The organism is Pseudoxanthomonas sp. GM95, assembly GCF_900109775.1.
Taxonomy (GTDB): Bacteria; Pseudomonadota; Gammaproteobacteria; order Xanthomonadales; family Xanthomonadaceae; genus Pseudoxanthomonas_A.
The window spans coordinates 71,078-92,744 of the sequence record NZ_FOAX01000004.1 but is presented as its reverse complement, the minus strand read 5'-3'; the positions used below and the strand labels follow the sequence as shown (position 1 = coordinate 92,744).

The 21,667-nt window shown below is 68.3% G+C and carries 20 protein-coding genes; 8 read left to right on the top strand and 12 right to left on the bottom strand.

The features are described from left to right. The first annotated feature begins 2 nt into the window (after positions 1 to 2). Both BMZ17_RS18380 and BMZ17_RS18375 read left to right on the top strand, forming a co-directional pair. Complete coding sequence (locus tag BMZ17_RS18380) at positions 3 to 1,961, top strand: MacB family efflux pump subunit (protein WP_093142775.1); 1,959 nt, start codon at positions 3 to 5, stop codon at positions 1,959 to 1,961. A 2-nt stretch (positions 1,962 to 1,963) separates the two neighbouring features. Next, positions 1,964 to 3,406 carry an efflux transporter outer membrane subunit gene (locus tag BMZ17_RS18375; protein ID WP_254775454.1) on the top strand — a complete coding sequence of 481 codons (1,443 nt, stop codon included), beginning with the start codon at positions 1,964 to 1,966 and terminating at the stop codon, positions 3,404 to 3,406. Here BMZ17_RS18375 and BMZ17_RS21200 read toward each other — a convergent pair. Together BMZ17_RS21200 and BMZ17_RS18365 are read right to left on the bottom strand one after the other, a co-directional pair. After that, positions 3,358 to 3,840, bottom strand: coding sequence for a hypothetical protein (locus BMZ17_RS21200; protein WP_175485673.1), 483 nt, complete (start codon positions 3,838 to 3,840; stop codon positions 3,358 to 3,360). The two genes, BMZ17_RS18375 and BMZ17_RS21200, sit on opposite strands and share 49 nt — an antisense overlap. 183 nt (positions 3,841 to 4,023) lie before the next feature. Next, positions 4,024 to 5,073: a YeiH family protein gene (locus BMZ17_RS18365; RefSeq protein ID WP_254775453.1), complete on the bottom strand. Its 1,050-nt coding sequence runs from the start codon at positions 5,071 to 5,073 to the stop codon at positions 4,024 to 4,026. 84 nt (positions 5,074 to 5,157) lie between these two features. Between BMZ17_RS18365 and BMZ17_RS18360 the strand changes: the two genes are divergently transcribed. After that, on the top strand, positions 5,158 to 6,063 hold the full coding sequence (locus BMZ17_RS18360) for a LysR family transcriptional regulator (RefSeq protein ID WP_254775452.1): 906 nt from the start codon (positions 5,158 to 5,160) through the stop codon (positions 6,061 to 6,063). A 9-nt stretch (positions 6,064 to 6,072) separates the two neighbouring features. Here BMZ17_RS18360 and BMZ17_RS18355 read toward each other — a convergent pair whose 3' ends face one another. The 7 genes from BMZ17_RS18355 to BMZ17_RS18325 all read right to left on the bottom strand — a co-directional run bounded on the left by BMZ17_RS18355 (position 6,073) and on the right by BMZ17_RS18325 (position 13,312). Next, on the bottom strand, positions 6,073 to 6,630 hold the full coding sequence (locus tag BMZ17_RS18355) for a hypothetical protein (protein WP_139203006.1): 558 nt from the start codon (positions 6,628 to 6,630) through the stop codon (positions 6,073 to 6,075). A 92-nt stretch (positions 6,631 to 6,722) separates the two neighbouring features. Then, positions 6,723 to 7,952: a multifunctional CCA addition/repair protein gene (locus BMZ17_RS18350; RefSeq protein WP_093142757.1), complete on the bottom strand. Its 1,230-nt coding sequence runs from the start codon at positions 7,950 to 7,952 to the stop codon at positions 6,723 to 6,725. A gap of 26 nt (positions 7,953 to 7,978) precedes the next feature. Then, complete coding sequence (locus tag BMZ17_RS18345; RefSeq protein ID WP_093143935.1) at positions 7,979 to 9,934, bottom strand: transglycosylase SLT domain-containing protein; 1,956 nt, start codon at positions 9,932 to 9,934, stop codon at positions 7,979 to 7,981. Between the two features lie 79 nt (positions 9,935 to 10,013). Beyond that, entirely contained in the window at positions 10,014 to 10,754 is a 741-nt protein-coding gene (locus tag BMZ17_RS18340; protein ID WP_093142753.1) for an endonuclease/exonuclease/phosphatase family protein, read from the bottom strand. 46 nt (positions 10,755 to 10,800) lie between these two features. Beyond that, entirely contained in the window at positions 10,801 to 11,595 is a 795-nt protein-coding gene (locus tag BMZ17_RS18335) for a thiol:disulfide interchange protein DsbA/DsbL (protein ID WP_093142748.1), read from the bottom strand. 86 nt (positions 11,596 to 11,681) lie between these two features. Beyond that, on the bottom strand, positions 11,682 to 12,326 hold the full coding sequence (locus BMZ17_RS18330) for a thiol:disulfide interchange protein DsbA/DsbL (RefSeq protein WP_093142744.1): 645 nt from the start codon (positions 12,324 to 12,326) through the stop codon (positions 11,682 to 11,684). Positions 12,327 to 12,457: 131 nt separating this feature from the next. After that, entirely contained in the window at positions 12,458 to 13,312 is an 855-nt protein-coding gene (locus BMZ17_RS18325; RefSeq protein WP_093142739.1) for a c-type cytochrome, read from the bottom strand. Between the two features lie 221 nt (positions 13,313 to 13,533). Between BMZ17_RS18325 and yihA the strand changes: the two genes are divergently transcribed. After that, complete coding sequence (yihA, locus tag BMZ17_RS18320) at positions 13,534 to 14,166, top strand: ribosome biogenesis GTP-binding protein YihA/YsxC (RefSeq protein WP_093143931.1); 633 nt, start codon at positions 13,534 to 13,536, stop codon at positions 14,164 to 14,166. Between the two features lie 164 nt (positions 14,167 to 14,330). On the opposite strand, the gene BMZ17_RS18315 is transcribed toward yihA, so the two are convergent. Then, a complete protein-coding gene (locus tag BMZ17_RS18315; RefSeq protein WP_175485670.1) occupies positions 14,331 to 15,023 on the bottom strand; it encodes a VIT1/CCC1 transporter family protein in 693 nt (230 codons plus the stop codon). A 259-nt stretch (positions 15,024 to 15,282) separates the two neighbouring features. On the opposite strand from BMZ17_RS18315, the gene BMZ17_RS18310 reads away from it, so the two are divergent. Further along, positions 15,283 to 16,647, top strand: a complete 1,365-nt coding sequence (locus tag BMZ17_RS18310) for a glutamate--cysteine ligase (RefSeq protein ID WP_093142735.1) — start codon at positions 15,283 to 15,285, stop codon at positions 16,645 to 16,647. 117 nt (positions 16,648 to 16,764) lie between these two features. Here the strand turns inward: BMZ17_RS18310 and BMZ17_RS18305 are convergent, their stop codons facing one another. Next, positions 16,765 to 18,249, bottom strand: a complete 1,485-nt coding sequence (locus BMZ17_RS18305) for an ATP-binding protein (protein ID WP_254775451.1) — start codon at positions 18,247 to 18,249, stop codon at positions 16,765 to 16,767. A gap of 50 nt (positions 18,250 to 18,299) precedes the next feature. Then, positions 18,300 to 19,013: a response regulator gene (locus tag BMZ17_RS18300; RefSeq protein ID WP_093143918.1), complete on the bottom strand. Its 714-nt coding sequence runs from the start codon at positions 19,011 to 19,013 to the stop codon at positions 18,300 to 18,302. A 597-nt stretch (positions 19,014 to 19,610) separates the two neighbouring features. Here BMZ17_RS18300 and BMZ17_RS18295 point away from each other — a divergent pair. The 3 genes from BMZ17_RS18295 to BMZ17_RS18285 all read left to right on the top strand — a co-directional run bounded on the left by BMZ17_RS18295 (position 19,611) and on the right by BMZ17_RS18285 (position 21,621). Then, positions 19,611 to 20,012 (top strand): hypothetical protein, encoded by a 402-nt coding sequence (locus tag BMZ17_RS18295; protein WP_093142730.1) that lies wholly within the window; start codon positions 19,611 to 19,613, stop codon positions 20,010 to 20,012. A gap of 166 nt (positions 20,013 to 20,178) precedes the next feature. Beyond that, a complete protein-coding gene (locus BMZ17_RS18290) occupies positions 20,179 to 20,454 on the top strand; it encodes a metal/formaldehyde-sensitive transcriptional repressor (protein ID WP_093142725.1) in 276 nt (91 codons plus the stop codon). Positions 20,455 to 20,511: 57 nt separating this feature from the next. Further along, a complete protein-coding gene (locus BMZ17_RS18285; RefSeq protein ID WP_093142721.1) occupies positions 20,512 to 21,621 on the top strand; it encodes an S-(hydroxymethyl)glutathione dehydrogenase/class III alcohol dehydrogenase in 1,110 nt (369 codons plus the stop codon). The last annotated feature ends 46 nt before the right edge of the window (positions 21,622 to 21,667 follow it).

Genomic DNA, 21,667 nt, shown 5'->3' with positions numbered 1-21,667 from the left:
CGATGAATGAGGCACTGCTGCAGCTGCGCGACCTGCGCCGCGAATTTCCCTCCGGCGAAGACACCATCGCCGTGCTCAAGGACGTCAACCTGGATATCGCCGCGGGCGAGATGGTCGCCATCGTCGGCCAGTCCGGTTCGGGCAAGTCCACGCTGATGAACATCCTGGGTTGCCTGGACCGGCCCACCACCGGCAGCTACCGCGTGGCCGGCCGCGAGACCGGCGCGATGCTGCCGGACGAACTGGCCCAGCTGCGCCGCGAGCACTTCGGCTTCATCTTCCAGCGCTATCACTTACTGGGCGACCTGGATGCGACCGGCAATGTCGCGGTGCCGGCTATCTACGCCGGCACGCCCAGCGCGCCGCGACTGGCACGTGCGGCGGCGTTGCTGGGCCGGCTTGGCCTGACCGATCGCACGGGACACAAACCCGGCCAGCTCTCCGGCGGCCAGCAGCAGCGCGTGTCGATCGCGCGCGCGTTGATGAACGGTGGCCAGGTGATCCTGGCCGATGAACCCACCGGTGCACTGGACACGGCCTCGGGCGAGGAGGTGATGAAGATCCTTGCCGAGCTGCATGCCGAAGGCCACACCATCATCATCGTCACCCACGACATGTCGGTGGCGCGCCATGCCCAGCGCATCATCGAGCTGCGCGATGGCGCGGTGATCGGCGACCACCCCAACGACGCGGTCGACACCCATCGCGCCATGCGTGTACTGCCGGCGCATGCCGATGGCGGCAGCCGCTTCCAGGCGCTGCGCGACCGCTTCGTCGAGGCTTTCCGCATGGCGCTGCTGGCGATGAACGCCCATCGCCTGCGCACCTTCCTGACCATGCTCGGCATCATTATCGGCATCGCCTCGGTGGTGTCGGTGGTGGCGCTGGGCAACGGCTCGCAGCAGCAGATCCTGTCCAACATCTCCGCGCTGGGCACCAACACCATCGAGGTGTATCCGGGCAGCGGCTTCGGCGACATGCGCTCCGGGCGCGTGCAGACGCTCAAGGCCACCGATGCCACCGCGCTATCGCAGCAGAGCTACGTGGACAGCGCCACGCCCAATGTCTCCACGTCGGTGACCGCGCGCTACGGCAACACCGCGGCGACGGCGTCGGTCAGCGGCGTGGGCGAGCAGTATTTCCGGGTCAAGGGGCTGAAGCTGGCCGAGGGCGCGCTGTTCGATGCCGATGCGGTCAAGGGCATTACCCAGGTCGCGGTGATCGACCAGAACACGCGCAAGCAATTCTTCGGCACCTCGCGCGAGAGTCCGATCGGCAAGATCATCCTGCTCAGCAACGTGCCGGTGCGCGTGGTCGGCGTGGTGCAGAAGCAGACCACCGGCTTCGGGAGCAGCTCGTCCTTGAGCGTGTGGGTGCCGTACACCACGGCGATGTCGCGCATGCTGGGCCAGAGCTACGTCTCGTCGATCACCGTGCGCGTGTCCGACGACACGCCGATGGACGCGGCCGAACAGGCGCTCACCCGCCTGCTCAAGCTGCGCCACGGCACCGAGGATTTCTTCCTCAGCAACAGTGCCGAGATTCGCGAGACCATCGAGAAGACCACCCAGACCATGACCCTGATGATCGGCGCGATCGCCGCCATCGCGCTGGTGGTCGGCGGCATCGGCGTGATGAACATCATGCTGGTCTCGGTGACCGAGCGGACCCGCGAGATCGGCGTGCGCATGGCCGTCGGCGCGCGCCAGGGCGACATCCTCCAGCAGTTCCTGATCGAGGCGGTGCTGGTGTGCCTGTTCGGCGGCGTGCTGGGCGTGGCGCTGGCGCTGGGCCTGGGCCAGGTGTTCGCTGCGGCGGGCGGTTCCTTCAGCATGATCTTTTCCACCGGCTCGATCGTGGCGGCGTTTGCCTGCTCATCGCTGATCGGCGTGGTGTTCGGCTTCCTGCCCGCGCGCAATGCCGCGCAACTCGACCCCGTGGAGGCGCTGGCGCGCGAATGAACATGAAGACATTCTCTTTCCTGCGGACCGCCGGCCTGTCGCTGGCGATCGCCGCCACGCTCTCGGCCTGCGCCAGCATCGGCGACTACCGCGCCGCTCCGCTGGCTGTGGCCGACCACTTCGGCCGCGGCGATGCCGCGATCAACGCGCCCAGCCAGCCGCTGGAAACCGACGTCACCTGGCCGGCGCGCAACATCGGCGACGACGCCTGGTGGCGGGGCTTCGGCGATGCGCGGCTTGATCGGATGGTCAGCCAGGCACTGCAGGTCAACGCCAACCTCGCCTCGGCTGGACTGACTCTGCGCCAGGCGCGGCTGCAGGCTGGGCTGGCCGAGACCGATCTGTGGCCTTCGGTGACCAGCAACCTCAGCAGCGGCGGCTCGCGCCAGCTCGACACGCACGGCAGCCTGCAGAAGTCGTCCAGCGCCAGCGTTGGCCTGAGCTGGGAGGTCGACCTGTGGGGCCGCCTGCGCGCCGAGCGCGATGTGGCCGCGTGGGAAGCCAAGGCCACGGCCGAAGACCGCGAGAACACCGCGCTCGCGCTGGTCGGCGAAGTCTGCCAGCAGTACTGGACGCTAGCCTATCTCAACCAGAGCATCGTGGCCGGCCAGGCCAACCTGGATTACCTGCAGCAGGCGCTGGACCTGGTGCGCGTGCAGTTCGACGCCGGCAACGTCTCGCGCCTGGAAGTGCGCGAGGCCGAACAGAACCTGGAAAGCCAGCGCACCGCACAGAGCCAGCTGGTGCAGCAGCGCGTGGAAGTGCGCAACGCCCTCACCGTGCTGCTGGACGGCACGCCGTGGCCGCAGGCCGACGAACCGCAGAACCTCGACGCCGCGACCAGCCCCGCATTGGCCGAAGGCGTGCCCGCCGACCTACTGGGCCGTCGCCCCGACCTGCGCGCGGCCGAGCTGCGCTTGCGCGAATCGCTGGCGAGCATCAAGGCCACCGCGCGCAGCTACTACCCGGCGTTCTCGCTGACCGGCTCGGTCAGCGGCAGCAGCACCTCGCTGGCCGATGTGGTCAAGAACCCGATCGGCACGCTCGGCGCGGGCCTGAGCCTGCCGTTCCTCAACGTGCGCCAGGCCCAGCTCAACACTGAGATCGCGGGCACCTCGTATGAGATCGCCGCCAGCGATTTCCGCACGACGCTCTATACCGCGCTGAGCGAAGTGGACAACGCACTGTCCTCCCGCGAGCAACTGGCCCAGCAGGTCGCGTCCTCGCGCAAGTCGTTCGAAGCGGCGCAGGACGTGGCGCGCATGTACCAGGTCCGCTACCAGGTCGGCGCCACCGACCTGCGCACCTGGCTGGATGCGCAGCAGACGCTGCGCAGTTCGGAGCTCTCGCTGGCGCAGGTGCGGCTGAATCAGCTGGTGGCGGATGTGACGCTGTATCAGGCGTTGGGTGGGAGTGATGTTGTGGCGGGGGTGCCGGCATCGTGACGAATGACGGTGCCGGCAGAATTTGCGCCGTTGTCGTTGATCTGCTTTGTTTTGGCTCTTTGCTTCCCCTGTCTGAGCCGTAAAGCGAGCCGAGCATCGGAGAAGGAGACGGCCGCGGAGTCGCCCTGTCTGAGCGAAGCGAGTTTGGGCGACGTGCCGTCTTCTTCGAGAAGCGCAGGGCACCGCCGCGCAGCGGCGGCGAGTGTCCGGCGAGAAGCGGTTTTGGTGACTTTTGCCGCGACAAAAGTCACTCGTGCCGCGAAGCGGCGCGAAAGCTTTGCACTTTCCGTTGTTCTGAAGTTTCTCTCCTGCCGAGCGAGCTTGAAGCCGCAAGCAGGATCAAAAGCTTTCACGCCCGATGGGCGCGACTTCCTTTTGTCGCGGCAAAAGGAAGCAAAACCGCTTCTCGCCGGACGCACGCCGATGCTCCGCATCGGTCCCCTGCGCTCCTCGCCTGCTCAGGCACGGCGCGGGAACTCGCTTCGCTCAAACACCCGCGCCTCTTCGGCCTGCTCAGGCTCCGGTGCTCGACGTGCTTTGACGGCTCGGTCAGTTGAAGCGAAGGTCCAAGGCAACAGCGAAGGCGCAAGCAGAGGCAATAGCAACAGCGCCAAGCTTCACCCCAACAGCGCCATCACCACCCGATTCAACCCATACCCCCCACCGATCAACAGCACCCACAGGATTGCCGCCAGCAGCAGCGGCTTGGTGCCGGCCTGCTTGATCGAGCCCCAGTGCGTGCGCAGGCCGAGGGCGGCCATCGCCATCGCCAGCAGCAGCGTGTCCAGCATCAGGATCGCGTCGACCACCGGCTTGGACAGCAGGTGCAGCGAGTTGAAGCCGGCGACCAGCACGAACAGCAGCGCAAACCACGGGATCGTCAGCGGCGTGCTGCCGCCTTCGCTGGTCTTGCTGCCGCGGCGCAGCCAGGCGCCCAGGGCCAGCAGGAACGGCGCCAGCATCATCACCCGCAGCATCTTCTCGATCACCGCAGCTGCGCCGGCTTCCTCGCTGACGCCGCGCCCGGCGACCACGACCTGGGCGACCTCATGGATGGTCGAACCTGCGTACACGCCATAGGCATGCGCGTCCAGACCCAGCAGCGGGTACATCCAGGGATACAGAAACATCGCCAGCGTGCCGAACACCACCACCGTGGCCACGGCGACCGAGACCTTGTGCGCGGGTGCCTTGATCACCGGCTCGGCGGCCAGCACCGCGGCGGCGCCGCAGATGGCACTGCCGGCGCCGATCAGCATGGCCGACTCGCGGTCCAGCTTCAGGATGCGCGTGCCGATCCAGGTGGCCGAACAGAACACGCCGGCTACCACCACCAAGTCGATCACCAGGCCGGCCACGCCCACGCCCAGCACGTCCTGAAAGGTCACGCGGAAGCCGTACAGCACGATGCCGGCGCGCAGCAGCATCGCCTTGGCGTAGTCCACGCCGGTGCCGGTCTGCGCGGCGATACTGGGGAAGACGCTGTTGCCCAGCACGATGCCCATCACGATCGCCAGGGTCAGCGCGCTCAGGCCGGCGGTCTTGGCCCACGCCAGGTTGGACAGGCCGATGCCGGCCAGCGCGATCAGCAGCACCAGCAGCAGCCCGGGCCAGAAGCCGGGGCGGCGGAGCAGGGTGGTGTGCGCAGGGGCGGCAGTGCTGGACATGGCGGCGGCGTCCGGGTAGCGAGGAGATGCGGCCATGCTCCGCCTGCGGCTAGAATGCGTCCAATACATCATTTTCAACTTTCCATGAATTCAACTCATGGCTTGAACCTGCACCTGTTGCGCGTGTTCTCCGCGGTGGTGGAGCACAACGGGTTTTCCCGCGCGGCCGAGGCGCTGTTCGTCAGCCAGTCGGCGGTGTCCAAGGCGCTGCGCGAGCTGGAAAGCCAGCTCGACCTGCCGCTGATCGACCGGTCCGGCGGCCGCGGCGTGCGCCTGACCGACGGCGGCCAGGCGCTGTATCGCCATGCGCGCGGCATCTTCGCGATGGAGCGCGCGGCGCTGGAAGAAGTGCGCGAACGCGTTGGCCTGCGTCGCGGCGGCCTGCGCATCGGCGCCAGCACCACCGTCGCCGCGTACTGGCTGTCGGACGTATTCGCCCGGCACGTGGCGCAGTACCCGCAGCTGGACAGCGCGCTTGTGGTGGGCAACACCGGCGAGATCGCCAATGCGCTGGTCGATTGCCGGATCGACGCCGGCTTCGTCGAAGGCCCGCCGCATGACGAACGCATCGTCGCCACGCGCTGGCGCGACGAACCGTTGCAGGCGGTGGTGGCAGCGTCCTCGTCCTTGGGCGCGTCGCGACGCGCCAGCGCAAAGCAGCTGGCGGCGCAGCGCTGGCTGGTGCGCGAGCCCGGCTCGGGCACGCGCGAAGTTGCGCAGACCCTGCTGGAAGCACGTGGCATCGCGACGGCGCGCACGCTGGAGATCGGCAGCAACGAGGCCATCGCCCGCGCCGTGGCGGCCGGCGATGGCGTGGCGATCCTGCCCGCGGCCGTGGTCGCCGACCTGATCTCGGTCGGCAAGCTGCGCGCGCTGACACTGCCCGATGGCCCACCGATGCAGCGGCCGCTCTATCGCCTGGAACTGATCAATCGCCCGCGTTCGCCGGCCCTGAGCGGCTTCTTCGCCCAGCTGGGCGAGTCAGACTGACCCCGCCTCTCAATCGGCGATCTGCACCCACTGCCAGCCGGCGCGGCCGCTGCAGTAGGCGCGGGCCGAGGACTCGGACACGCCGATGATGGCGACCTCGTTCGGGCAGTCCAGTCGCTCCACTTCGCCATCGGCATACCAGCGACGCAGACCATTGGCACCGGCCCGCGTGCGCTCGTACAAGCCGGGATTGCCGCGGCCCAGCGTGAGCGCGCGGCGTCCGCGACGCTGCTGGTCCAGCATGCGGACGGTCGCCGCGCCTTGTGCGTCGCGGATCGCCACGATCATCGCCCCTTCGCCATCCAGCGCGGTCAGCGCCACGATCAGGTCATCCTTGTCGTCGCCATCGAAATCGCCTGTGGCCACGCCCAGGCAGGACGAGCCGCCGCGATCGCGGGTATTGGCCACGTCGGCGGGTGCGTTGTCGTATTCGCGCGGGAAGGTGAAGTCGGGGAACTGGCTCTCCAGCCGCGTGCGCAGCGCCTTGGGCGCTTGATCCGTACAGCTGTCGGCCAGCGCCTGGCCGGCGCCAAGCATCAACATCAACCCGAAGATCCATCGAGACATCGCATCGCTCCCTGCGCGGTTCGGAGCGGCCAGCATACGGCGCCGCGTGTGACCGGCGGCGGTCAGGCCATCACTGCGGTCGCGCGGAGGACTCAGCGCGATGCGGCGCGTGCCTGCGCAATCGCGTCGATCCGCGCGTTGCGCACGGCTTCGCCGATCTGCGGGCCGCTGAGCCCGTCCCTGGCGACATCGCGCGCGTTGATGGCGCAGGCCGCGGCGTGCAGGCGAACCAGTTCGCGGCCCTGCGGATAGTCGTCCTCGGCGCTGCCGGCACGGCCGCGCTTGTCGCATTCGCAGACCAGGGCCAGCTGGGCGATGCGCGCGGGTTTGCGAAAAGCATCGCAGCGGGCCAGTAGGTCGTGCACGGTGCTGTCGCGCAGCTCGAACAGGCGATGCACGTTGAGGTGTTCGCGACAGGCCATCGTCGCCAGCTCGCGATGTTCGCTGGGCACCTTCAGCCGTTCGCACAGCGCCTGCAGCGGCTTGAGGCCGGCATGCTCGTGGCCGAGATGGCGCGGCAACACGTCCGCCGGTGTCAGCGCCTTGCCGAGATCGTGCGTGAGCGCAGCGAAACCGATCACGTCATCGCCCGGCGCCAGGCGCGCGGCCATGTCGCTGACCAGTTCCTGGTGCACGCCGGTGTCGATTTCCGGATGGAACTCGGCGCGCTGCGGCACGCCATACAGCGCGTCCAGTTCTGGCAGCACATGGCGCAGCGCGCCGGCGTCGTGCAGGGTGCGCAGGAACGCGCTGGGCTGGGCGTATCCCAGTGCACGCCGCAGCTCCTGCCAGACGCGTTCGGGCACCAGCGTGGACAGCTCGCCGCTGTCGGCCATCTGCCGCATCAGCGCCAGCGTGTCCGGCGCGACGGTGAAGCCCAGCGGCGCGAAGCGCGCCATGAAGCGTGCTGCACGCAGCACGCGCAGCGGATCTTCGGAGAACGCCGGTCCGACATGGCGCAGCACGCGCGCCTCGAGATCGCGCGCGCCGCCGTAAGGGTCGACCAGCGTGCCGTCCGCATCGCGGGCGATGGCATTGAGGGTGAAGTCGCGCCGCTGCAGGTCTTCTTCCAGCGTCACCGACGGATCGGCATCGACCACGAAGCCGCGATAGCCGCGCCCGGACTTGCGCTCGGTCCGCGCCAGCGCGTATTCCTCCTGCGTCTCCGGGTGCAGGAACACCGGGAAATCCTTGCCGACCGCGCGAAATCCCTGCGCTTCCATCTCCGCCTGCGTGGCGCCAACCACGACCCAGTCGCGATCGCCTGCGGGCAGGCCAAGCAGGGCATCGCGGACCGCGCCGCCGACGAGATAGGTCTTCATCGCACCATGATGCCTGAGCGGCTTGATCAGTTCGCCACGCCCTGCGCGCCGGTGCAGACAAACGACTTGCGCTTGCCGTCGAGGCGGCCGTTCATGCGATCGCTTAACGACAGCGCGTCCTTGTTGAGGCGCCAGTCGTAGATCACGCTGAAGGCCAGCACGCGCGCCACGTACTCGCGTGTTTCCTTGTAGCTGATGGTCTCGATCCACACGTCCGGATCGAAGCCTGGACGCTGCGATTGCCAGCGTGCCGTCGGCGTCGGCCCGGCGTTGTAGGCGGCGATGGTCACGTACGGCGTGCCGTACTTGTTGAGCAGTTCGCGCAGATAGGCGGTGCCGATGGCGATGTTGGTGTCGGAGTCGTACAGGCTCGGCGCGCCGGCGTAGGCGATGCCGTTGCGCTGGGCCACGCCGGCGCCGGTGCCGGGCAGGACCTGCATCAGGCCCATCGCGTTGGCCGGCGAGCGCGCGTTGGGATTGAAGATGCTTTCGGCGCGGATCTCGGCCGCGACCCAGGCCGGATCGATCGCGTTCTTCGTCGCTTCGCGGCGGATGCTCGCATCGTGGTGCAGCGGGAAACGCAGGCTGTAGAGCTGCAACTCGTCCGGCTTCTTGCCCAGCGAGAACACCGCGCGATCGAACCAGCCGTTGTCGCGCGCGACTTCCACCGCGATCCGGCGCTGGTCGTCGTTGAAGCGGCTCAGGGCGTCGTTCCACTCGGCCGTGGCCCAGGTGGCGCGGTCCAGCTTCCACAGTTCCATCGCGCGGATCAGCGCCGGATCGCGTGCGACCGCGGCTTCGGCCTGCGGCGTGTCCTGCGGCTCGCGCGCACAAAGCGCGTAGGGCTGGCCGAGCTTGTCGGCAGCCATGAAGCCGTGGAAGGTCGCCGTCTTGGCGGCCTCGGCGTATAGCGTGCGGGCCTGGCCCGGCTGGCCGGTCTTGTCGAGCATGCGCGCCTCGAACCATTCCCAGCGCGCATCGCCGCGCTGCGTCGGCGGCATCTCGCGGATCGCCTTGAGGGCCGAGGCCCAGTCGCCACGCGAGAGCGCTTCGCGCGCCTGCCACTCGTGCAAGCGCTCGTCGAAGGCGCCATCGGGCACCGCGGCCAGGCGTCGCGCCGAATCGGGCAGATACGACGCCACCGTCCACAGCGCGATCTGGTAACGCACCTGGCCCTGCTGTTCTGCCGTCAGGCCCAGGCTTTGCGTGTACTGCGGCAGCAGGCGCTCGGCGGTATCCGGGTCCTTGCGCGCGAGCAGTTCCAGGCCATCGCTCGCCATCTGCCGGCTGCGGTCGGACTTGTCCCAGCCCAGGCCCTGCGTGGCCGGCGCATCAAGAAAGCCCGCATAGGCGATCGCCTGGCTGCGATCGCCACTGGACAGGCCATTGGCCGCCGCGCGCATCACCGCGGTCTGGCCTGCAGCCGCGGCCGCGTCGATGCGCTCCCAGCGCAACGCATCGCTGAGCTGGCCTTCCGCGGTGAGCGCGGCGAACACCGGATCGCAGCCATCGGGCAGCGGCTTGGCCGCCGCGCGCCACAAGTCTTGTGCGTCCTTGGTCCAGGCTGCGTCGCCCTTGCCCTGTACCCACAGCGCCTGCAGGCGCGCGCAGCGCAGGCCGGTGTTGTCGGTGGGCTGCCAGTTAGCCAGCAGCGCGTTCCAGTCCTTGCGGCGCGCCAGCGCCGGCAGCCAGGCACTGCGGAACGCGGTGGCGACCGGCTGGTTCGCATAGCGCTTGAGGAAATCCTGCGCCTGCGCGTTGCCCACCGTGTCGATGGCGTACTTGAGCTGGGCGAACTCGATCCAGCCGCGCACCGGGCTGTTATCCAGCGTCGGATTCTGCAGCGGCGAGAGCTGGCCGCGTTCGGCCGCCTGCAGGGCATCGCGCACCAGCGGACGTTGTGCGTCCAGGTCCTGTGCGTGGGCCAGCGGGGCCGCGCAGCACAGCGCGGTCAGGGTCGTGAGCAGGGCAATGCGGATCATGCCCGTGATGATAAGCAGGCCCGCATGAATCGGATTTTGCATGGGCCAGCCGCTGAACCGACTCCCACAGTGGAAAGCCCTACTGCTGCAAGGCTTGCGCGGGCACGTCGATCTCCAGCGCCAGCGCCAGATGATCGGAAAATGCGGCCGGCATCGCCCGTGCGTTGGCATGGACCAGATGGTCGGTGACCAGGATGTGGTCGATCGCGCGCTGCGGGCGCCAAGAAGGGAACGTCGGCACGCAGAAACTCGGCGGACGCAGGTGCGTGCGCGAATACAGCAAATCCATTTCCGGCACGTCGGGCACGCAGTTGAAGTCGCCCATCAGTACCGAATGCTTGTGCGGGGCCAGCAGCTCGGCGATGAAACCCAGCTGCATCCGGCGCGAGCCGTTGCCCAGCGACAGGTGCGCCACAGCCACCACCAGTCCATCGTCGCCTTCGCCAAAATGTGCCAGCAGCACGCCGCGCCCGGCGATGCGGCCGGGCAGCGGATGCATGGCAATCTTGACCGGCTCCAGCTTGCTCAGCAGGCCGTTGGCGCTGCCGGCCACGCGGGCCACGTTGCGGTTGGGCTGGTGGCTCCAGTATTCGAAGCCGGCCCGCTGCGCCACGTAATGGGTCTGGTTGGTGAAACCGGACCGCAGGCTGCCGGGATCGGCCTCCTGCAGCCCGACGATGTCGTGCCCGCCGGCCAGTTCGGCGATCGCATCCAGGCTGGTGCGCTTGGCGCCCACCGGCAGCGCATGCGACCAGCTCCGGGTGAAGTAGTCGCTGTAGCGGCGGGTGCTGGAGCCGGCCTGGATGTTGGCACTCAACATCCGCAACCGGCGTGGCGAAGCGGCAGACTCGGACATCAGCGACGCCTTACTTGGCGCCGGCCGCCTGGCGCTCGCGCGCGATCAGGTGGTCGGTGATGCGCAGGAAGTCCGAATAGCTCTTGCCCTTGACCAGGTACTTGCCGGCCACGATCACCGACGGCGTGCCGCCGATCTGGGCACGCATCAGGAACTGGTTGGCCTTGCTCATCTTGCCGGCCACGGCAAAGCTGCCCATGGTCTGCTTGAACTGATCAGCGGTCACGCCGTACTGGGTGTACCACTGGGCGATCTTGTCCAGGTCGATGCTCTGGCCTTCACCCGGCAGCGTCTTGTCCTGGTGGATCGCCTTGAAGATCGCGTCGTGGCTCTGCTTGTCGATGCCCAGGGCCTGGGCGGCGTAGTACACCTTGGCGTAGTCGCGGAAGTCCGGGCGGAACTGCGCCGGCACGTAGACCACGCGCACGTCCGAGGGCTCCTTGGCCTTCCACTGGTTGAACAGCGGCTCGAACTGCGCGCAGGCCGGGCAGATGTAGTTGAACGCTTCGGCCACTTCGATCTTGCCGTCGGCTGGCTCGAAGGGCTGGCCATCGGCGATCACCGTGTAGTCGGTGCCTTCCACCGGCGCCGGGCCATCGGGCACGACCGGCGGATTGTTGTTAGGCGCTTCGGCGGCGGCCTGGGCAGGCGCAGCAGCGGCGGCATCGCCGGCGGCGGGCGTGCTCGCGGCCGGGGCGCTGGTGGCTGGGGCGGCATCGGCGGCGGGCGCGGCGGTCTCGGGCTTGGAGCAGGCGGCCAGCACGGGCAACAGGGCCACCAGGGCCAGGATGTAACGGGTCTTCATGTGCAACACACTCCTCGAATCTAAGCGTTGTGCGGGACGCAGGCCGGCATCATGCCGGCCCACCTGTTTATTTCAGATGTGGATGCTTACTTGGCCGCGGCCAGTTCGCGCTTGATCAGGAAGTCGGCCACCTTCAGCACGTCGTCCGGGCTGGCGACCTTGATGCGGTACTTGCCGTTGACCACCAGGGTCGGGGTGCCGGTGATGCCGCTGCCCATGCCGAAGGCGCGGGCCTTGTCCAGTTGCGCGGCGACCTGCGGTGATTCCATGGTGGCGGCGAACTTGGCCGGATCGACGCCGTACTTGGCGTAGAAGCGGCCGATCTCGTCGTCGCCGGCATTCTGGATCGGCAGCTCGCCGGTCTCGTGCAGCGCCTTGAAGACCGCCGCGTGGCTCTGCTTGAGCACGCCCATCGACTGGGCCGCGTAATAGGCCTTGGCGTAGGGAATCCAGAAGCCGCCGAAGGCCGCCGGCACCGAAGTCACGCGCACGCTGGCCGGCTGCTTCTTCTGCCAGGCCTCGAACTGCGGCTCGAAGTGCGCGCAGTGGATGCAGACATAGCCGAACACTTCGACCACCTCGACCTTCTGGCCACCGGTGAGCGGGGCGAAGGGCTTGCCGCCGGCGATGACCTCGTAATCGTCGCCCTCGGTGGGGTTGGTGGGCGAGGCGCAGGCGGCCAGGGGCAGCAGGGCAAGCAGGGCGGCAAACAGGTGCAGGCGCAATTTCATGTGGGAGGCGTCCTTCCAAAGGGCGTGGGGAGGGGGATTGTCCGGCAAAAACGACAACGCCGGCCATGGTGCGGCCGGCGTAGCGTGGATGACGAAGGCGACAGCCGGCCCGCTGCCGGAAGGCTATGACCCTAGGACTGCTGGGTTGGTTCCGGCGCCGGAGCGGCTTCTGCCGGAGCGGGCGCAGGCGCGGCGGCCGGTGCCGGCGCGGGGCCGGCCTTGGCTGCGGCGGCATCGGCGGCGCTGTCGTGCAGGCCCTGGATGTAGCTGGCCAGCGACTGGATCTCCTGCTCGGTCAGCGGCTTGGCCACCTGCGCCATGATCTGGAAGTGGCCCGGATCCTTGTAGGTGGTCGTGCCGGCCTGGTACTCCTGCAGGCGACGGGCGACGTAGTCCTGCGGTTGGCCGCCGATGTGCGGATACGGTGGGCCCGGGTTGCCGGCGCCGCTGGGGCCGTGGCAGGACATGCAGGCCGGGATGCCGCGCTTGGCATCGCCGCCGCGGAACAGCTGCTGGCCGGCCTCGTAGAACTTCATGCCCTTGTAGGGGCCTTCGGTGATCGGGCTGTCGTCGGCCACGCCGGCGCCGGCCTTCTGCGTGGCGAAGTAGGCGCCGACATCGCGCATGTCCTGCGCGCTCAGGGTCTGGGCGAAGGGCATCATCACTGCGGCCATGCCGGTGGTGCGCTGGCCGGTGGCGAACAGCGACAGCTGCTGGGCGATGTAGCGCTCGCCCTGGCCGGCCAGGCGCGGATAGATCGGCGCGGCCGGGTTGCCGTCGGCGCCGTGGCAGGCCGCACAGGTCGCCGCCTTGGCCGCGCCGGCCTTGGCGTCGCCCCAATGGGTCTTGGTGAGATCGATCTCCAGCGGCTGGGCTTCCACCGGAGCGTTATCGGGCAGCGGGGTCACGCTGGTCTGCGCGTAGGCGATGGCGCCGACGGCAAGAATGGCAAAGCTGGACAGTCCCAAGACACGAGCGTGGCGCATTAGCTGGAGCTCCGTGGTTCCTTTGGATCGCGCACTCCAGGGTCAGGTGGCGCGAAGCCGGCCGATTATCGTCATGGCCCGCTCAGGTGGTCAATGCGACCCCGGTCGGGTGCGGGCGATCTGCCGCTTTGGCCGGAAATCCCGGGCAGATCTCCGAAAAACATGGCGCGCTGCAGCATGTTCGGCGGCCAGTGGCCCCGCGCCCGTGCGATCCTATGCACATGGCCGTTTCCAACTATCTCAATGCCGCGCATTACCTGCTGTCGGCCCACAACACCCGCCAGCTGCCGCCCGACGAGGGCCTGGAAGTGGCCTTTGCCGGCCGCTCCAACGCCGGCAAGTCCAGTGCGCTCAATGCGCTGGCCGGGCACAACGCCCTGGCGCGCGTGTCCAAGACCCCGGGCCGCACCCAGCAGCTGGTGTTCTTCGAAGTGAAGCCGCAGCGCTGCCTGGTCGACCTGCCCGGCTACGGCTACGCCAAAGTGCCGATGGACCTGCAGGCGCACTGGCAGGCCTTCATCGACCAGTACTTCGCCAGCCGCCAGGCGCTGCGCGGGCTGGTGGTGGTGATGGACATCCGCCATCCGCTCAAGGATTACGACAAACAGATGCTCGGCTACGCCGTGCAGCGCGGCATCCCCGCCCACGCGCTGCTGACCAAGGCCGACAAGCTCGGCCGCGGCCAGCAGATGCAGACCATGGCCGCGGTGAAGAAGGAACTGCACTCGGCCTACGGTGACAGCGTTGGCGTGCAGGTGTTCTCGTCCGAATCCAAGCTCGGCGTGGACCAGGCCCGCACCGTGGTCCAGCAGTGGCTGGGACTGCTGCCGACGCCCGCGCCGCAGCCGGCTTAAGTCCGGCGTGAGACCGCCGCGCTCAACGCTACAGCGTGCGCGGCTGGGTCGAGACGTCACCCGCCGAGAGTTTCTCAGCGGATTGCGCTGGCGGCGTTGAAGCGTGCAGCCACCGCTCCAGCTGGTCGGCGTCAGAGGAACCCTTGGATCGCGCCGCCGCGGCTTCAGACAGAGACGTGGAACAGCAGGCCGACGCCGTGCGCGGCCGCCATCGCCAACGCGCCCCAGAACACCACGCGCGCCGCGCCGCGCAGCACTGGCGCGCCGCCGGCGCGTGCTGCCAATGCGCCCGAGGCCACCAGCGCCAGCAGGGTCGCGCCGATCACCGCCACGCTGGCCTGCGCCTTGAACGCCACTGCCGACAGCAGCGGTAGCAGCGCGCCGATGGAGAACGCCGCCGCCGAGGCCAGCGCCGCTTGCACCGGCCGCGCGCGCAAGGTCTCGGTGATGCCCAGTTCGTCGCGGGCATGGGCTTCCAGTGCGTCGTGTGCGGTGAGCTGTTCGGCCACTTGGCGGGCCAGGGCCGGCTGCAGGCCGCGCTGCTCGTAGATGTGGGCCAGCTCGATCAGCTCGCTGTGCGGATCTTCGGCCAGCTCGCGTTTTTCCAGGGTCAGGTCGGCGTGTTCGGTATCGGCCTGCGAGCTGACCGACACGTACTCACCCGCGGCCATCGACATCGCGCCCGCAACCAGCCCGGCCACGCCGGTGGCGATCAGGGTCTGCGTGCTGGCACCGCCGGCGGCCACGCCGACCATCAACCCGGCCACCGAGACGATGCCGTCGTTGGCACCCAGCACTGCGGCGCGCAGCCAGCCGGTGCGGTTGCTGCGATGGGCTTCGGAATGACGCTTGCGCATGGCGATGATCGAAAGGGGGGCGGTGGACCCCAGCCTAGCCATTGCCGCGCCTGCACGGCGAACTGCGAGCCCTGGTGCGAATGCGAGCCGCCCGCGATGACGCGATCGCCGCCGATGTAGTAGCCCGTTGCTGCCGGCCACGGCGATGGAATGCAGAAGCCAATCTGGGGCAACGATGCTGCACATCCGGCCCGGTATAGTGCGGCCCTTGCGAGTTCGGCCTGTCCGGCCTCGACCCACGATCCGAAGCGAGTTGCCCTTGTCGAGCCCCAGCCACGTTGCCGATACGCCCATCACCGACCTGTCGCAGCTGGTGGACTATTCCGCGTCGGGCGCGCGTCCGCGCCAGGACTGGCGCATCGGCACCGAGCACGAGAAGTTCGGCTTCCGCGCCGACGACCTGCGCCCGCCGACCTTCGACGGCGAGCGCGGCATCGAGGCGCTGCTCAACGGGCTGACCCAGTTCGGTTGGGAAGCGGCGCCGGAAAACGGCCGCACCATCGCCCTGCTGCGCGACGGCGCCTCGGTCACGCTGGAGCCGGCCGGCCAGTTGGAGCTTTCCGGCGCGCCGCTGGAAACCATCCACCAGACCTGCGTGGAAGTGGGCAGCCACCTCAACGAGGTGCGCCAGGTCGCCGACCAGTTGCAGCTTGGCTTCCTGGGCATGGGTTTCCAGCCCAAGTGGCGCCGCGACGAGATGCCGTGGATGCCCAAGGGCCGCTACAAGATCATGCAGTCCTACATGCCGAAGGTCGGCCAGCTCGGCCTGGACATGATGACCCGCACCTGCACGGTGCAGGTCAACCTGGATTACGGCAGCGAAGCGGACATGGTGAAGAAGTTCCGCGTGTCGCTGGCGCTGCAGCCGATTGCGACCGCGCTGTTCGCTGATTCGCCCTTCACCGAAGGCAAGCCCAACGGCTACCTGAGCTATCGCTCGCACATCTGGACCGACACCGATCCGGACCGCACCGGCATGCTGGATTTCGTGTTCGAGGAGGGCTTCGGCTTTGAGCGCTATGTCGATTACCTGCTCGACGTGCCGATGTACTTCTCCTACCGCGATGGCATCTACCACGACGCCAGCGGGCAGAGCTTCCGCGACTTCCTCAAGGGCAAGCTGCCGGCCTTGCCGGGCGCGCTGCCGACGCTGCGCGACTGGTCCGATCACATGACCACCGCCTTCCCCGAAGTGCGCATGAAGAAATTCCTGGAAATGCGCGGCGCCGATGCCGGCCCGTGGGCGCGCCTGTGTGCGTTGCCGGCGTTCTGGGTCGGCCTGCTCTATGACGATGCCGCGCTGGATGCGGCCTGGGACCTGGTCAAGGATTTCACCCTGGAAGAGCGCCACGCCCTGCGCGATGGCGTGCCGCGCCAGGCGCTGAAGCTGCCGTTCCGCAACGGCACCGTGCGCGAACTGGCGATCGAGGCGGTGAACATCGCCCAGGCCGGCCTGCGCCGGCGCGCTTTCCTCAACGATCGCGGCGCGGACGAATCGGCCTTCCTCGACGTGCTGGCCGAGATCGCCGATTCGGGCACCACCGCCGCCGAGCGCAAGCTCGAGCGCTTCCACGGCGCCTGGAACGGCAACGTGGACCCGGTCTTCAGCGAGTTCGCGTACTGAGTTTGTGCAGGGTGCGCGCGCTGTGCGCGCACCGCTTGATGCGAATGCTGCGAGCGCCTGCTTGGCGCGGGCGAAGTAATGAAGCGATCAAGCCACGGCCGACGCCGCGAAGCGTGCTTACCGCTCGATCTTGGCGCGCGGCAGGACGACCCAAGCGCGCAGGCCGCCGGTTTCCAGGTTGGTCAGGCCGATCTCGCCGCCGTGGGCCAGCACGATCGCGCGCGCGGCCGACAGGCCCAGGCCGATGCCGCCGGTTTCCTTGTTGCGCGAGTTCTCGCCACGGAAGAACGGCATGAACAGCTTGTCGCCCAGCTCCGGATCGATGCCGGGGCCGTCGTCGTCGATTTCCATCCGCGCGTGGCCATCGACCTGGCGCACGCGCACCCGCGCGCGCTTGCCGTACTTGACCGCGTTGCCGATCAGGTTGCCGACCACGCGCCGCAGCGCCAGCGGATCGCCGTCGAGCATCACGCTGTCGCCGGCTTCCAGGGTCACGTCCTGGCCGATGTCGGCCGCATCGTCGACCACGCTTTCCACCAGGAGCTGGAAATCCAGGCGCTCGCGCGGCCCGCTGCGCGACTGGTCGCGCAGGAACTCAAGCGCCACGGTGATCATGTGCTTCATCTCGTCGATATCGGCGGCGGCGCGTTCGCGCAGCGGTGAGTCGATGTCGTTGAGGCGGAAGGCCAGGCGCGCCAGTGGCGTGCGCAGGTCGTGCGCGATCGCGCCGACCATGTGCGTGCGTTCGGCCACCATGCGGCTCAGGCGCGACTGCATGGCGTTGAACGAATCGGTGGCCTGGACGATCTCGGCCGGGCCGCGGCGTTCCAGCGGCGGCGCATCCGGATCGCGGCCCAGGCGGTCGGCAGCCGCGGCGAACTCGCGGATCGGCGCGGACAGCTGGCGCGAGAACCACCACGCCAGCGGCAGCATCAGCAGCAGGCCCAGCGCGAACAGCACGGCCAGCTGGGTCTTGAACGCATTGGACAGGGTCAGGCCGTTGTAGCGCACCACGCGCCAGCTGCCATCGGCCTGCTGGGCACCGGCGATGAAGCCATTGGCCACCAGTGCGCGCGGGCCAAAACCAAAGCCACGCTCGTCATTGAACGGATCGCCGCCCTGATTGGGCGGCGGCATCATCTGGCCAGGCGGACGGAACTCGCCTGGCGGCAGACGCGTGTTGCCGTTGCCGGTGTTGGCGCCGGCATTGGCGCCATCGGGCTCGCCGCTGGGCGTCTGTCGCACCCACGGCGGACCGCTGCGCGGACGTGGCGGCAGCATGCCACCCCCGCTCTCGGTCATGCCCGGATCGGACATCTCACTGCGCTTGGCGCGGAAGAAGTGCACCTGCGCGGTCGGCTGGCGCATCCACTCGGCCAGGATGGCGCGCATGCGCGGGTCTTCGACCGTCATCGCGCCGGCGCCGGTGGGCGCCTGCGGCTCGTCGGTGACCGAGACCTCCTTGTTGGAGGCCGGCATGCGCGTTGAAAGGAGTGCGACCACTTCCGGCAGGTCGACCGGGCGGTTCCACACCGGCGTGCGCATGAACAGCAGCGCCAGGCCGATGCATTGCGCCAGGACCAGTGCTGCCGCAAGCAGCACGAAGGTCCGGGTGAAGATGGAGCGGCCGGAGCGGCCTCCGGCCGCGTCGGTCACAGGCGGGTGACGGCCGGCAGGAGCATGTAGCCTTCGTTGCGCACGGTGCGGATCAGCTCGGCATGGCCGCGGCCGTTGATCTTGCGACGCAGGCGGCTGACCTGGCTGTCGATGGCGCGATCAAAGACTTCGGTGCCGCGGCCGCGGGCCAGGTCCAGCAACTGGTCACGGCTCAGCACGCGCTGGGGATGTTCGACGAAGGTGCGCAGTAGCGAGAACTCGCCGTCGGACAGGGTGATGTAGTTGCCCCCCGGATCGCGCAGGTCGCGGCGGACCGCATCCAGGCGCCAGCCACCGAATTCGTATTGGCTGCCACGCACTTCCGGGGCGGCGCCAAAAGCCTTCTGGCGACGGAGCAGGGCACGCACGCGGGCGAGCAGTTCACGGGGATTGCAAGGCTTGGCGAGGTAATCGTCCGCGCCGACTTCAAGGCCGACGATGCGGTCGGTGTCGTTGCCCAGGGCGCTGAGCATCAGGACGGCCGGGCCATTGCCCGAGTTGAGGCGACGGGCGACGCTCAGGCCATCTTCGCCAGGCATCATCACGTCCAGGATGATCAGGTCGGGGCGGCCCTGTTCCAGGGTTTCCCACATGTCCTTGGCGCTTTCGGCCTCGTCCACGACATAGCCGTGGCCGATCAGGAAATCGACGGTGAGACGGCGCAAATCCGGGTCGTCATCGACCACAAGAATGCGGAATTCGGGTTCCATATCGGCGAGGATGGCGTTCATGGCGGCAAGAAATACCCCGCCAGTGTAGGCGTCGTTTGTCAAGCTGACAAAATTGCCGACACAAACCCCGTGATATTCAGCCAGCGGCAGGGCATGCGCCCCGTGTCGCCCGTTGGCACGGGCTGGCAACCGGCTGCCATGTCATGTCGGCATTGTGGCGGTGGGTTCCTCCGCGCCGAGAAAGGGGTGGTGGCGGGGCGCCTTGGTGGGGGTTTTTCCGGGACGCGCTGCGTCGGTGCGGCCGTATGTCCGGCGTGACCGGGGGGCTTGGCCAGTGCAACACAGGGGGCTGTGCGTGGCGCGTTGATGGCGGCACGCGCAGTTGGGAGAAGGGCGGTGTCCTGCACCGCCAATGGCCGGCATCGCCGGGGCATCGGGGCTTGTCAGTCTGTCGTCGTACCGCTGCGTCCGTCATGGTCGCCGTGGGCCGTGCGCCTGGCTACATGCCCGGTGCGCTTCATCGCTTGTCAGTGTGTTCAACCGCGGCGCGCTCGGCTCGATCGCGCCCCAACAGGAACCGGCTGGTCCGGTGCGCTTGCGTCCTGCGGCGCACCGCTCACGCCAAGGAGATTCGATATGCGCTTCATCCGCTCCCATCGCCTCGCTGCTGCAACGCTGGCTGCATTGCTGAGCGCAGGTTCCGCCTTTGCAGTGGATCAGTCCGCGGTCGCCGATACGCAGGCCGAGGCGGACATGCCGCCGCCACCGCCGGGCCCGCCCGGTCCACCACCGCCGCACGACCCGAAATTCAAGGCCGCCCTGGATGCCTGCGCGGCCGAGCTGGGCCTGCCGCCGCCGCCCAAGCCGGGCGAAGACCGCAAGCCGCCGGCCGATGGCAAGCGCCCGGACTTTTCCAGGATGGAAGCGTGCATGACGGCCAAGGGCTTCAAGCGCCCGCCGCATCCGCACGGTCCTCCGGGTCCCCCGGGCCCGCCGCCGGAAGGCGAGGCCGATGGCGGCGGTGGTGGCGCCAACTGACGATGGTTTGATTGCCGCCCTCCCCCCTGGGACGGCTCCGGCCCGCATGTGCCCTGGCACCTGCGGGTCTTTTTTTGCCTGCGATTCGGCAATTGCTGCAGTCCGACTTGCGATTGCCAAATCGCGTGCGGATACTATCCCCCAGTATCTGCCTGCCTGGGTCCCAATGCCGCATTCGCCCCAAGAAAAGAAGCGTGTCCTGGCGCGCGTGCGTCGCATCCAGGGCCAGGCCGAAGCACTGGCCCGCGCGCTGGAAGCCGGTGCCGATTGCGGCCCGGTCCTGCAGCAGATCGCCGCCATCCGCGGCGCGGTCAACGGCCTGATGTCGGAGGTGATGGAAGCCCACATGCGCGAGACCTTCGGCCATGCCGCCGACAGCGATGCCCAGCGTGAGTCGCGCCTGGCCGAGATGACCGGGCTGGTGCGGTCCTACCTCAAATAGCGCGCCTCCATCGCGCGCTTTTCCTATTCCCCCATTCGCAAACAGGAGTCCACCATCATGAAATCCCGTGCCGCCGTTGCATTCGGCCCCGGCAAGCCGCTGGAGATCGTCGAGATCGACGTCGCTCCGCCCAAGGCCGGCGAAGTGCTGGTCAAGATCACCCATACCGGCGTCTGCCACACCGACGCCTTCACCCTGAGCGGCGACGATCCGGAAGGCCTGTTCCCGGCCGTGCTGGGCCATGAAGGCGCCGGCATCGTGGTCGAGGTGGGCGAGGGCGTGACCAGCGTGGCGCCGGGCGACCACGTCATCCCGCTCTATACGGCCGAATGCGGCCAGTGCCTGTTCTGCAAGTCGGGCAAGACCAACCTGTGTACCTCGGTGCGCGCCACCCAGGGCAAGGGCGTGATGCCCGACGGCACCACGCGCTTCTCCTACAACGGCGAGCCGATCTACCACTACATGGGCTGCTCGACCTTCAGCGAGTACACCGTGGTAGCCGAGGTCTCGCTGGCCAAGATCAACCCGGAAGCCAACCCGGAGCAGGTCTGCCTGCTCGGTTGCGGCGTCACCACTGGCATTGGCGCGGTCCACAACACCGCCAAGGTGCAGCCGGGCGATTCGGTTGCCGTCTTCGGCCTGGGCGGCATCGGCCTGGCGGTGATCCAGGGCGCGCGCCAGGCCAAGGCCGGGCGGATCTTCGCGATCGACACCAATCCGTCCAAGTTCGAGCTGGCCAAGCAGTTCGGCGCCACCGACTGCATCAACCCCAAGGACTACGACAAGCCGATCCAGCAGGTCATCGTCGAGATGACCACCTGGGGCGTGGATCACACCTTCGAGTGCATCGGCAACGTCAACGTGATGCGCGCGGCGCTGGAATGCGCGCACCGCGGCTGGGGTCAGAGCGTGATCATCGGCGTGGCCGGCGCGGGCCAGGAAATCTCCACGCGTCCGTTCCAGCTGGTCACCGGCCGTCGCTGGCTGGGTACCGCCTTCGGTGGTGTGAAGGGCCGCAGCCAGCTGCCGGGCATGGTCGAGGATGCGATGAAGGGCGAGATCGAACTCGCGCCGTTCGTCACCCACACCTTGCCGCTGGATGAGATCAACGAAGCCTTCGACCTGATGCACGAAGGCAAATCGATTCGTACGGTGATTTCGTACTGAGGCATCGCCGTGCGCTTGGGCGTGCGGAATCCTTCGCACGCTTTAT